10 protein-coding genes are annotated in these 13,027 nt (G+C 39.8%); 5 read left to right on the top strand and 5 right to left on the bottom strand.

The window, feature by feature from the left end; genetic code table 11:
- Together CRT24_RS21105 and CRT24_RS17935 are read left to right on the top strand one after the other, a co-directional pair.
- Nucleotides 1–261, top strand: a 261-nt coding sequence (locus CRT24_RS21105; RefSeq protein WP_218962609.1) for a hypothetical protein, incomplete at its 5' end; no start/stop codon positions are given.
- Between the two features lie 421 nt (nucleotides 262–682).
- A complete protein-coding gene (locus tag CRT24_RS17935) occupies nucleotides 683–1,306 on the top strand; it encodes a 7-carboxy-7-deazaguanine synthase QueE (protein WP_099372477.1) in 624 nt (207 codons plus the stop codon).
- Between the two features lie 461 nt (nucleotides 1,307–1,767).
- Here the strand turns inward: CRT24_RS17935 and CRT24_RS17930 are convergent, their stop codons facing one another.
- The 3 genes from CRT24_RS17930 to CRT24_RS17920 are packed head-to-tail and all read right to left on the bottom strand — an operon-like array spanning nucleotide 1,768 to nucleotide 5,535.
- Nucleotides 1,768–3,186: an arylsulfatase gene (locus CRT24_RS17930; RefSeq protein WP_099372476.1), complete on the bottom strand. Its 1,419-nt coding sequence runs from the start codon at nucleotides 3,184–3,186 to the stop codon at nucleotides 1,768–1,770.
- A 1-nt stretch (nucleotide 3,187) separates the two neighbouring features.
- Nucleotides 3,188–4,261 carry a Gfo/Idh/MocA family protein gene (locus tag CRT24_RS17925; protein WP_099372475.1) on the bottom strand — a complete coding sequence of 358 codons (1,074 nt, stop codon included), beginning with the start codon at nucleotides 4,259–4,261 and terminating at the stop codon, nucleotides 3,188–3,190.
- Nucleotides 4,262–4,275: 14 nt separating this feature from the next.
- Complete coding sequence (locus CRT24_RS17920) at nucleotides 4,276–5,535, bottom strand: Gfo/Idh/MocA family protein (protein WP_099372474.1); 1,260 nt, start codon at nucleotides 5,533–5,535, stop codon at nucleotides 4,276–4,278.
- A 115-nt stretch (nucleotides 5,536–5,650) separates the two neighbouring features.
- Between CRT24_RS17920 and CRT24_RS17915 the strand changes: the two genes are divergently transcribed.
- The 3 genes from CRT24_RS17915 (at nucleotide 5,651) to CRT24_RS17905 (ending at nucleotide 9,097) form a co-directional block, all read left to right on the top strand.
- Nucleotides 5,651–6,916, top strand: a complete 1,266-nt coding sequence (locus tag CRT24_RS17915) for a DUF819 domain-containing protein (protein WP_099372473.1) — start codon at nucleotides 5,651–5,653, stop codon at nucleotides 6,914–6,916.
- A 244-nt stretch (nucleotides 6,917–7,160) separates the two neighbouring features.
- Complete coding sequence (locus CRT24_RS17910) at nucleotides 7,161–7,397, top strand: hypothetical protein (protein WP_099372472.1); 237 nt, start codon at nucleotides 7,161–7,163, stop codon at nucleotides 7,395–7,397.
- 17 nt (nucleotides 7,398–7,414) lie between these two features.
- A complete protein-coding gene (locus CRT24_RS17905; protein WP_099372471.1) occupies nucleotides 7,415–9,097 on the top strand; it encodes a hypothetical protein in 1,683 nt (560 codons plus the stop codon).
- A gap of 51 nt (nucleotides 9,098–9,148) precedes the next feature.
- Here the strand turns inward: CRT24_RS17905 and CRT24_RS17900 are convergent, their stop codons facing one another.
- Both CRT24_RS17900 and CRT24_RS17895 read right to left on the bottom strand, forming a co-directional pair.
- On the bottom strand, nucleotides 9,149–10,204 hold the full coding sequence (locus tag CRT24_RS17900; protein WP_099372470.1) for a phytase: 1,056 nt from the start codon (nucleotides 10,202–10,204) through the stop codon (nucleotides 9,149–9,151).
- Nucleotides 10,205–10,216: 12 nt separating this feature from the next.
- Nucleotides 10,217–12,937 carry a TonB-dependent receptor gene (locus CRT24_RS17895; RefSeq protein ID WP_257214085.1) on the bottom strand — a complete coding sequence of 907 codons (2,721 nt, stop codon included), beginning with the start codon at nucleotides 12,935–12,937 and terminating at the stop codon, nucleotides 10,217–10,219.
- Nucleotides 12,938–13,027 lie beyond the last annotated feature (90 nt).

Genomic DNA, 13,027 nt, shown 5'->3' with positions numbered 1-13,027 from the left:
GCCCAGGTCCAGCTCGACCGCGATACATCCACGAAAAAGTACCCCCAAAAGGTCAACGGGAACAAATCCTTCGGAAAATTAAAGGAAAACCTGATAGCCATCTTTTTCAAAAACAGGGAAAGGGAAATCCTCAGGGAGCTCACGGCCTATTTCCTCAAGGACACATTGCCCATTCGAAAGGGAAGATCGTTCCCAAGGCAGCTTAAGACCTCGAATAAAAAGTGCAAGCACAGGACCTACACAAACTACAAACCGGCATGATAAAATCCTTAACTTAATGACATTGCCCGATGGGGTTTTTTGGGATGTAATATCTATTGGTTTTACACCGGGGGCTTCGGCTTCGCTAGCCACCGGCGGTTTTCAATTCTTATGTCTTATGTCTTGTGTCTTGTGTCTAGTGTCTCCTTCCTACCTCCGTCTTAGCTTAGTATACTCTGGTTCGTCTCTCGTTCGGACTTCCTTCGGACCTCGTTCGGAGCTGCTTCGGAATACACCCGAACGAGGTCCGAACAAGGTCCGAATGAAAGAGGACTGAGAGTGGAAGGAGAGTGGAACAAGAGTCGAATATGAACAGCCCAAAAGTTGAAAAACAACCCAGCTGTTCATCAACAGAAGAGGAAGATGTGTTTAGTTCCATATCTCTCGAATTTTTTCTAATTTTGCACTCAAATTCAGAGACATGTCAAATCAAGTTCCAGAAGACGGCACATTCCTACCATTAATGGAGGAGTTTTACACGATACAGGGGGAAGGATATCATACCGGGAAAGCTGCATATTTCATTCGTTTGGGCGGATGTGACGTAGGTTGTCACTGGTGCGATGTAAAGGAAAGCTGGGATGCGGAACTACATCCTCTCACCTCTGCGGATGTTATTGTTGAGCATGCATTACAACATCCTGCCAAGACGGTGGTCATCACAGGAGGTGAGCCCTTGCTCTATAACCTAACCTACCTGACGCAAAAACTGAAAGAAGCAGGCATCAAGATTTTCTTGGAAACATCCGGCGCTTACCCCTTGACTGGATATTGGGACTGGATCTGTCTTTCTCCAAAGAAATTCAAAGGTCCAAGGGAAGATGTATTGAGCGCTGCTGGCGAGTTGAAAGTCATTGTGTTCAACAAAAGTGATTTCCAATGGGCTGAGGACCATGCAAAATTCGTTAACGCTAATTGCAAATTATATCTACAACCAGAATGGTCAAAGGCAGCTGAAATGACGCCCTTGATTATTGATTATGTAAAGGATAATCCGAAATGGGAAATCTCGCTGCAGACGCATAAGTATTTGAATATTCCTTAGTCCAGACCCAACGGGTTAGACATAAGACATAAGACACAAGACATTAGACCGGGCATAGTTTACAAGGCATATGCTTTTGTCTTTAATTATTTAAGTGGCGGGTGGAGACACCCGCCACGGCTTTTTGGTGAAGACACTAGCATGGTTTTTTGGTTGAAATAATAGCACGCCATAAAAATTCTAATGTCTTATGTCTATTGTCTAATGTCTAAAAACAGACACCCGCCACGGCAATTTCGGTGGAGACACTAGTGTCTAATGTCTTATGTCTATTGTCTAATGTCTAAAAACAGACACCCGCCACGGCAATTTCGGTGGAGACACAACCATAGCTTTTGGATGCAAATAATAGCACGCCATAAAAATTCTAATGTCTTATGTCTATTGTCTAATGTCTAATGTCTAAAAAAGATATTAGCACGCCATAAAGTGTCTAATGTCTTATGTCTATTGTCTAATGTCTATAACCTACTGTCTAAAAAAGGAAATACCTCACTTTCTATTCTTGCTTCCTTCATAATTTTTTTGGCTTTTTCGACTAGTTCCGGGTGCTTTTCGGCGATATTATTTTTTTCGGCAATATCGGTCGGCAGGTGGTAGATGGCAATTTCGGCGTTGGGATTACCTTTAGCATTGAGTCGAATTGCTTTGTAGTCTCCTATTCGGATTCCTTGTTTTCCACCTTGCTCATGAAATTCCCAGTAGAGGTATTCGTGTTGTTTTTGGTCCTTCTTTCCCAAAAGTGTAGGTAAGAAACTGATGCCATCTGTATTCTTTAATTGTTTTGCTCCAGCTGCTTCCAATAAAGTTGGGGCGATGTCCCAAAATGCAGCCACATGTTCAGATACTGAATTTTCCTTTATTTTGCCTGGCCATTGCACAATGAAAGGTACTCGAACGCCGCCTTCGTAAAGGTCGCGTTTGTTACCTCTGAATGGTCCAGAGCTATTGAAGAAGTCAGGGTCAGCACCACCTTCACGGTGGGAACCATTGTCACTGGTTAGGATGAAGATGGTATTTTCCAACATTCCTTCTTCTTCCAATGCTCCGAGGATCTGTAGAACCTGTTGGTCTAATCTTTCCACCATTGCAGCAAATGTTGCGCGCGGTTTTTCTTGGCTTGTGTATCCCGAGCTTGCGTTTGGACCATAAGGACTCCCTTTGAAAGGTTTTTCTTCAAATTTGCCATCGTATTTTCTGAATATTTCATCGTCAGGAACGATCAATTCAGCATGTGGCAAAACTGTTGGGACAAACAAGAAAATCGGTGCGTCTCTATAGTTATGGATAAAGGTCAATGCTTTTTGTTGAATCAATTCTGGCGCATAAACCTCCGTTTTCATCAAGTTTTCATTGCCTTTCAATTCTACTTTTTGATCATTATCCCACAGGTGGGTTGGGTAATAGCGGTGGGACTGCCTTTGACAGTTGTAGCCATAGAATTCATCAAATCCTTTTTTCAGGGGATCTCCAGATGTTCCAACCATACCTAGTCCCCATTTACCGAAAGCTCCTGTTTTATAACCGGCATCTTTTAAAGCCATGGCGAAGGTTTCAATATTTTGGGCCAAAGGTTCTTGTCCTTCGGGTTGGACTTCTTTGTTACCTCGGATGTAGGTATGTCCTGTATGCTGTCCGGTCATCAATGCAGACCTGGAAGGTGCACATACAGGAGCTCCCGCATAAAAATCAGTGAACAACATCCCCTTCTTGGCCAAAGAGTCAATTGTAGGTGTTTCAATTTTTTTTTGACCGTAAGGACCTAAGTCTCCATATCCCAAATCATCCGCGAGGATAAGTACGATATTAGGTTTTTTCGATTGCCCAAACAGACAGACCGATAATAGGACCAACCCAAACAACAAAGGATATTTGCGCATCTTATAATTTTATTATGGCTCCTGATTTTACAGATTCATCACATGCAATGGCGATTTGTAAACTGTTTACAGCATCTTGCATCGATTTGCTCAGATCCAGGTCTTCTGTGATCGCTTGTAAAAAGAATTGCTGTTCTCGGTTACAGAGTTCTTGATGGTCCGGTTCATCCGTTAAATCAACCCATTCGTCATTACGTATAAATTCATTTTGTTCATTGATGTCTGCATAGTGAACTTTTAGAGATTCCGTTTTTGAGTGGGATTCTACGGAATCAGATTTCCCTTCTTTGCTGGCATCTTTTGCGATGATGGATACACATCCTTTAGGACCGATCACATCTTTCACGAAGAAAGCTGTTTCGCTGATCATGGGTCCCCATCCTGCTTCATACCACCCTACGCTACCATCATCAAATCTGATTTGCAATTGCCCATAGTTATAGTTGTCTTTTGGGATATCATCCGTTAGGCGTGCTCCAATTGCAGAAACCGAAACTGGATTTGCGTTTGTCATTTGACACATGACATCGATATAGTGTACTCCACAATCCACAATCGGGCTGAGGCTTTTCATCAGGTTACGATGAACATCCCACATATATCCATGGCTCTGTTGGTTGAGGTTCATTCGCATAACCAAGGGATAGCCCATTGACCTCCCCAATTCTATGAATTTAATCCAAGAAGGGTGATGTCTCAAAATGTATCCTACGACCAATTTCTTATCTGCTGCGATTGCAGCATCGACAACCTTTTGCGCTCCCAAAACAGTATCTGCAAGAGGTTTTTCTATAAATACATGCGCACCAGCTTCAAAAGCTTTTATGGCATATTCTTCATGCGTATCTGGATACGTCGAAATACAGACCGCATCTGGTTTTGTCAGTACCAATGCTGAGGCATAATCATCGTAGAGCGGATAGTTACTGTTTAATTTTTCATTTAATAACAATTTACTATCTCCTCTAGATACCAGTCCCACTATTTCAAATTCTTCCATTTCATGATAGGCTTGTGCATGAGAAGCCCCCATGTTTCCACAGCCTACCACTAAGATCTTGATTTTTCCCGTCATTATAATTAATTCGATTATGTTGCCAAACCAGGTCTAGGTATACGTGCATTATCAATTTCCATCTCCCACGAGTATTCTTCAGAACTAGGTCCATATGTTTTGGTTGAATTTTCGATTTCATCCAATGAGATTATTTTCCCAGTGTATGCCGCTTCTCTTGCCCATACTGCCAACAAGGTTGAATCCGCCATGAAGTCACCATCATTGATTACTTCTTTATTTCTGATTGCCCTGAACAGCTCATCGTGCTGAGTTTGGTACATATTGTTCATTTTGCCGCTATATTTCCATGGGTTTTGACCTTTGATCTCATAGCTGCTCAAGATACCGACGTTCATATTTCCTTTAGTTCCCACGGCTTCGACAGAATTACGAGGTTGTGTCCCGTTCTGTTGTCTTCCGAAGTGGAATCCTTTAACGCCATCACCATAGTCGAATTCAATGGCGAAATGATCATATACATTTCCGTATTTATCCCATGGCTTCGACTGTCTACCACCTGTTCCAGAGACTGTTTTAGGCATTCCCCTATTCAGCATCCAATTCATAAAATCTATACTGTGTACGGTCTGTTCAACGATAATATCTCCGGAATAACGCTGATAGAAAAACCAATTGTACAATTGATAGGTCAGGTCGTTCCAATCTGGCTGTCTAGGTTTTTCGGTCAATTCACCACCCAATCTGAATGTGCTGATAGAATATATATCGCCAATATTACCTGCATGGACTAGTTTTGCCAATTCTCTATTTGGTTCAGAATAGCGGAAACAGTATCCAGAAACAAGGTTTAGCTTTTTCTCTTTTGCTACTTTTACAGCATCACGGACTTTATGTACGCCTGGTACATCTACAGCCATTGGTTTTTCGCAGAATATATGTTTTCCTTCTTTTACGGCTTCTGCGAGGTGGTCGGGTCTAAAGCTTGGCGGCGATGTCAACAATACGACATCTACATTCGATGCTATTAATTTTTTATAGGCATCAAATCCGATATATTTCCTTTTTTCAGGAACATTAACGCGATCTTTATGAGCTTCTTGTAGGGAAGCCAATGCTGCTTCTAATTGCGCTGGAAAAATATCTGCCAGAGCTACAATTTCCACATCTGGATCTGCTTCCAATGCTTGAAAAGCAGCTCCGGTCCCACGACCTCCACACCCAATTAGTCCGACTTTTATTTTTTTCTTGATGTCTAGGTTTGTTTTGGAGAAGTCTAAAGATGTAGCACCGAGAAGGATGCCACCATTTTTAATAAAATTTCTTCGGTCCATTTCGTTTATTTTTGAACGATTCAGATTGATATTACACTCTTGTTATTAGGATTATTTCAATAAATAATTGAAAAATTATCTATTTTCACAGCAAAATAACAATTATTACGATTTTATGCAAATAACCGATACAGAAGCTGCCCCGTTAATTGAGAATACCACAGTGGTGTTTGGTCTATTAATGACCATCTTAGGTTTGGTTTTTTATACCTCCAGCCTATCGAATAAATATATCAAGGGATTTTACAATTTTATTCCGCCGTTGTTACTTTGTTATTTCTTGCCTGGTCTGTTGAACTCCTTCAACATCATCGACGGTGAGAACTCCCCTTTGACCACGATTGGCAGCCGGTATTTTCTGCCTGCCTGTTTGATATTATTTGTTTTGAGCTTAGATCTTAAGGAGATGTGGTCCTTGAGGAAGCGGGCAGGACTTATGTTTATTACTGGTACGATTGGCATCGTTCTAGGGGGGCCTTTGGCAGTTTATTTAACGGCTCTGGTTGCTCCTGATGTTGTGGGCGGAACGGGTCCTGATGAGGTTTGGCGTGGATTGGGAGCTTTAGCGGGATCATGGATCGGCGGGAGTGCCAATCAAGTAGCGCTAAAAGAGATTTTGCAACCCTCCCCTAACCTATTTTCTTCGATTATTGCTGTTGATGTATTTGTAGCATATATCTGGATGGCCTTCTTACTATATGGTGCGAGTAAATACAAAGCATTTGACAAGTTTTTCAAAGCAGATTCAGAGGATGTAGAACATTTGAAGGCTAAAATGGACGAGAAGGTAAAGGCCAATAGCCGTATTCCTGAGACTAAGGATCTTATGATCATGGTTGCATTAGCATTTGGTGGTACAGGATTGGCAACATTATTAGCTGACCCTATCGCTACATTTATGGCAACCCATTATCCAGAAACCGAGAAATTTTCACTTACCAATAGTTTCTTTTGGTTGATCTTGTTCGCTACCATTTTTGGAATTAGTTGTTCATTTACACCTGCTAGAAAATTAGAATATGCTGGAGCATCGAAAATTGGGACAGTCTTACTATACGTTTTAATTACAACCATAGGCATGCAAATGAATATATTGGCGATATTAGATAATCCAGGTTTGTTTATCGTTGGGATTATTTGGATCAGTTTCCATGCATTGCTGCTATTGATTGTAGGAAAAATATTTAAAGTTCCGTTTTTCTACTATGGAGTTGGCAGTATGGCCAATGTTGGAGGAGTTGCTTCAGCTTCGGTCATTTCGGCTGCTTTTCACCCTTCATTAATCTCTGTTGGTGTAATCCTTTCCGTATTTAGTTATGCCATAGGCACCTATGCAGGCTGGTTGACGGCTTTGCTAATGAAAATTGCTTCAGGAATGTAGCATATAGGAACTTCATAAATTGCCCCAACAATCAGTTCTATCAGACCGATTTGTTGGGGCTTTTTTTATATGCTCAATTGTAGATAAAATTGTTAAATTTATCCTTATAATTTAAATTTTATATTATTAATATTTTTTATTGTGTAAATTTACGTGGCTTGGTTAAATAAATCTAGGTCATATTAATTTGAATAACCAATTCATCTGGATAAATTATATATCCATCCATAAAATCTAAAAGGACATGACATTCGGGCACAATAACAATTCAAGTAGTAAAATCTATTTATTGGATTCTGAGAAATATCGATGCAGGAGAAAATATCTGAGTCCAAGAGTATCTGTTCAAAAAATTGCACTTGAATTTGATGTGACGATTACTTCCACTTCTATTAGGTCAGGAGGAGGTGGACCAGATCAAGATCCAAAGATCGAAGATTGGAAAGAAACAAAAGGACCTACTTATGATTTAGATTTCTAACGATTAATACTGATGTTATGGAAGCGAGGAATATTTTATTTCTATTAACGATTCTTTCAATTATTATATTTTGCAACTGTAAGCGGCATGATAAGGAAATCATCCATGAAAAAGGGATTTCGATTAAAGTTGAAGGAATTGATGAATTCAATGATGACCCCAACGAGCTGGTATCCAATTCCCAGAGATCGCCCTATAAAAAAATCAAAGGATCGCAAGATTACTTATTTTATCAAGAGGAGTTAAATGAATTGAACGGGATTGACATGGATTTGATCATCCGTGAGGGTCGTCCTCAAACGCTTGCAAAAACTCGTTCTACTGCATTAACTACTCCTATGGAGGGGAATCGCAAATATATTGTTGTGGTCTACAACACCGATGAGAACAGAAATCCTATCAGCTATTTCGCCCAAGCCCAAGGACGAGCAAATTCCCAGATTAATATTCCTGCGTACCGCAACAAACAATACCTCTGTATAGTTTATTCCTATAATTCTGAGGCAGACATTCCGCCATTTGACCCATCCAATCCATTTTTAAATATTTCTGCAAGTTCCTCACTTGGCACAGACTTTTTATTTTCCTACGGCTATATCACTACATCTGATGATCCAAATACGGCAAACACGATGGTAATTACATTTAAAAGAATGGTTAGTACCATTCGCTTACAATTGAATGCAAGAGGCGTATTTTCGAGAATTGTTTCCGCTACTGTTGAGTTTCCGACAGCGAGTAGTCCTTTTAGAAATGGTACTTTTTCAGTTTTAACAGGTCAGTTTACTGGATTTCAAAACCAATCGACGATCACTAGAAACACATGGAACAACCTTCTTGGAGATACCGTTCCGACGGGTTGGGTAAAATACTATGATTTTCTCACCGTTCCGAATGGGAATCCAATTGAATTAAGGCCACAAATAAAAGGTTTGGTTTTGGAAAGCCTCACCGTCGATCCTAACAATCCTCCAAACTTAATCAGTGCACAACGTTCTATGGGAGATTTCATCCCTCGCTTCACTGCATTTACACCAGAACGTGGGGTTCGCTATACGGTAGAGTTACGGATGAAAGAGTCAGCAATTAATTTTGCTGAATCACGCTGGGCAAGAGGCAACCTCAGCTTCTTCAAAGATGACAAAGGCAATAAATATAGGTTTTGGTATAACAACAATTATGTGAGCGAGAACAATGGTGGATTAAAGAACTTCATAGAGAGAGATTATTTTGACACTCGTCTACCCATATCAGAACCTCAGGCGGCATCAATGATTTGGGACCCCTGCGACTCCGTTTATCCAAGAGGCACCTGGCGTTTGCCTACCGTTGCTGAATGGACTCAGCTATTTGCAAACAACTACCGCACCACTAGAAAGAGAAAAAACCAGGTCAACGATAAAGGTTGGTATATATCTTGGGAAAATGCTGCCCCAGAATCCCCAACGTATGCACACAGAAATTTAAATCTTGTTGCTGCAGGGTATCGTGATATAAATCGAACGCTACAAAATTACAAAAATCAGGTCAGCAACTTTTTAGATAATCCGGGGGACCTTGGATATTTCAGGACCTCTGACACATCGTTATTTGCCCATATAAAATATCATGATTTTGGCCTTCTTCTGTCCCAGCCCTCACTTAAAATTGACAGTTTCGATGAGGTTAAGGGAGCGAACGTAAGATGTGTACGTAAATAAAAACAAATGGCCACGATTTCTCGTGGCCAATCTGTTGAATTAATAACAGTCTTATTTTTTTCCGTCGATAATATCTTGGAACATTTGCCAATCGTAATAATGGAAGACCATTCCATTACTCATCGCCACCAACATTCCTTTAGGGAATTTTGAGCCAATCGGCATTGATATAGCATCTGCGCCATCACATTCAATAGCAGAAACAGGTACCTCTGCAATACGAGTATATTGGTTTGGATCTCCTTTATCTCCCTCTCTCGGATAGATATTGAATGAGTTGTTTTGTTGGTTTGATGCTATGATATAACCTGTCGAATCTGAGGTTTTATAAATTGCAATTCCTTCATGATCTTCTTTGAAATCTTTAAGACCAAAAACAGCAAGTTCTTCATTTCCTTTTGCAGGATCTGCATAATACTTATGGATTCCGTGGCCTTCATCAGAATAATAAACATATCCTAGTTCATTATCTACTGCAATTGCTTCGATTTCTTTTCCACCAAGGAAACTACCGAATTCACGCACTTTATTTCCCACTACTACACCGTCTTTATCCTGTAGTTCATACTGGAAAAGATACCTACCTGTTGGTCCTGTTTTTCTGCCTACAACGGCATATATTTTATTTCCTGCGGAATCAGCTTGGGTATATAATGCAATTCCCATCGGTGATTTTTCAGTTTCCCCTTCGAAAACTGGAATTCCGCCGTTGTCTAGAGGTTTTAATTCTGGGAGACTGAACACTCGGATTTTGTTAGTTCCGCGCTCTGTTACAACTGCTACATCAACCTTCTTTCCAGCAAAGTTCAAACCATAAGCAATATCCACATTGTTAGGACGGTCTAGAGGCACAACTTTATTGATGATTTTACCATCCATATCATAGGCATACAGACCACCTGTTTTCTCATGTTTATCGGTACCAATTACAATTACCTGAGTGCTATCTGCTGGGTTGACCCAAATTGCAGGATCATCCGTATCGTTTGGTACAACTTCCGTTGTAACTGTTGGTTTCAAAGCATTTTCTGCTACTGGTGCCAGTTTATCTCCACATGAAGAAAGCACCGCTAGAGCTAAACCTAGTATAATAAATTGTTTGTTCATTTTAATTTTAGATTAAAGGTCAAATTTTAGACCTAGTGTATAACGTGGTTTGTAATATTCCAATTGCATCATTCTTTGAGTTTGGCCTTGATAATAACGCAATGGCTGATTAGTTAAATTATTTGCTTCAGCAAAAATACGAAGAGATTTTGTAAACTTATAAGAAGCATTTGCATCAAGGAAGAATTGCTTGTCATAATATGCATCTGTGAATTCATTCTTGCCGATTTCATCCAAATAAGCTGCAGTGTAATTTGCAGATACGCGAGCTGAGAATTTATTGTTTTCCCAAGACAGTGAACCGTTCAACATGTGAGGAGCAGTTCTAGGAAGTCCTAAACCTTCACGAGCGACACCATCTTCGTTTGTAATACCTTCTGCTTTAGATTTAGTGAAAGTGTAGTTTGCATAGACTGCAAATCCCTGAAGGAATTTACCTGGAAGGAAATCCAGTTGTCTTTGGAATGCGAATTCAAATCCATATACATTTACTTTTTCACCGTTTCTTGGTTGTGCAAATTCAAAAGTTTCCCCTGGTTTTATTGGGTTTGGCGTATTAGGGAAAAGTTCCTCGAAACGATCAGCAGTAAAGTTGATGTCATTATAGGTATATATAAAGTTTTTCAGGTTTTTGTAAAACAACCCACCAGAAACAATACCTACATTTCTGAAGTAACGCTCTACCATCAAGTCATAATTTGTCGCATATGTTGCCTTCAAATTAGGATTACCTGCTTTCAATGCTTTGTCGTCTAATACAGAGTTAACAAATGGAGCTAATGCATAATAATTAGGGCGCGCCAAGCTTGTTGTTACCGCAGCACGAAGGATAAAGTTATCATCAAAATTATGTTTTAGTGTAATACCAGGAAGGATATTTGTATAGCTGTTCTTGTTATTGATTTCACCTTCGAATTCCTCTTCATCTTTCACACTGTTACCTGTATAATCAATTTTCGTATGTTCTATACGTGCACCCAGGATTAGGGCTGTTTGATCGGTAATATTTTGATCCCAACGAACATAGCCTGCAAAGATTTGCTCTTTTGCTCTATAGTTTTCAGCTAAATATTCTTTAGGTGCTTTTTCTTCTTCAAACTTAGCGTTGTCTTTGAAATTCAAGCCTCCCAGGTAGTTTTTGTCGACAAAGCTCCCTGGTGCAAATTTTTCACCTTGATCCCATCCTTTTGCATCCCAATTAACTAATGGCAATGCGCTCATATCGTCAAATCCTGAAGTTGGTTTGTATTCGAACAAGATGTTGTCTCTTTCTTTGGATTTCAATCTCATTCTACCACCGAAACGGATTCTTCCTTTTTGTCCATCTATCACGGTTAATGGAAGTCGGAAGTTAACTTTGGCTCCGATTTCATCTTCGTGGGTATTGTTTTCATTTTCAGTAAGCTCATCGAGTTCGAATTTAGAAAGATCATTCCCAGAGGCACTTACGAATGGTAAATACGGGTCAGAAATATCCACCGTTAACGGAGCACCTTCTTGTTTATAAGATATGTATCTTTCGTTAGGTCTCCATTCTGTAGCTTTTGAATATGAGGCTGCCCAGTCCATATCTAAGATTGGAGACAGGATGTGTTCACCATGTAGGGAGAAATTCAGTACCGATTGTCGTTCAAGGCGACGACCTTTATTACGGTTGTTATCAATACCTCCTTTAGTTTCACGGATAAGTTCACCAGAATATGTGTCTGTTTCCTTATTATATTTCAGTTTTTTAAAAGTTGTAGCAAATCTGTTTTCTCTATCATCACGCCAGTTGTACATAGCGTTTAAAGCGATTCTATTTCTGGCATTAAAGTCATAATCCCAAGCTGCTGATATACTTCTACGAACACGAGTTACATCATATTTACGGATTTGAAGTTCTTTTAAAGATACTTCACCATCTTTTTCTTCCCATTCTGCTTCGATATTATTAGAACCGAAGTCGTTAGTCTGCATGGTTCCGCTCAATACTAAGCCCATTTTATTGTCCATAAAACGGTTTCCATAAATAAATGCACCATTGTAGATTGCTTTTTCTCTCACTGGCGAATAACCACCACTAACTGTTGCAGAGATACGTTGTTTATTTGGTACGGCACGTGTAATTAAGTTCACACTACCACCGATTGCATCGGCATCCATATCAGGAGTTAATGTTTTATTCACTTCGATTGATGAGATCATATCCGAAGGGATAAGGTCCATTTGAACATTTCTGTTATCTCCTTCAGCGGAAGGAATACGGTCACCATTCAAGGTAACGGAGTTCAGTTCTGGCGAAAGACCACGTACGATGATGTTTCGAGCTTCCCCTTGATCATTTTGCATGGTTATTCCCGGTACACGTTTCAAGGCATCACCAATATTTTGATCCGGGAAACGGCCAACTTGATCTGAAGAAATAATATTAGAAATATTACTGTTGTTTTTTTGTTGGTTTAGGGCTTTGGCTTGTCCTTTGGCAATATCACCTATTACTTGGATTTCATCCAACACATTTGCTGAAGGATCTAAAAAGATTTCTACGGCGTCCTCAGTTGTTTTGATTTGATTGGAGTAATGTTTGTACCCTAGGTAATCCACGTCTATCGTGTAAGTACCCGCAGGTAGATTTAAGAATTCAAAGTTACCATTTGCATCGGATACGGTAAATTTGTTAGTTCCTTGTATTTTCAGGGTTGCGCCTGGCAAGGAGAAATGGTCATTGCTGTCCATAATTTTCCCTTTCAAAACTGTTGTTTGAGCAAAGGAAATGCAGCAAATTAAATTGAATAAAAAAAGTAAAAAAATTCTCATGGAGTTAATAATTTATTGCTGGCA

The organism is Sphingobacterium sp. 1.A.5 (genome assembly GCF_002734235.1).
Lineage (GTDB): Bacteria > Bacteroidota > Bacteroidia > Sphingobacteriales > Sphingobacteriaceae > Sphingobacterium > Sphingobacterium daejeonense.
The sequence above is the reverse complement of the archived record's forward strand: the minus strand, read 5'-3'. Positions and strand labels throughout refer to the sequence as shown.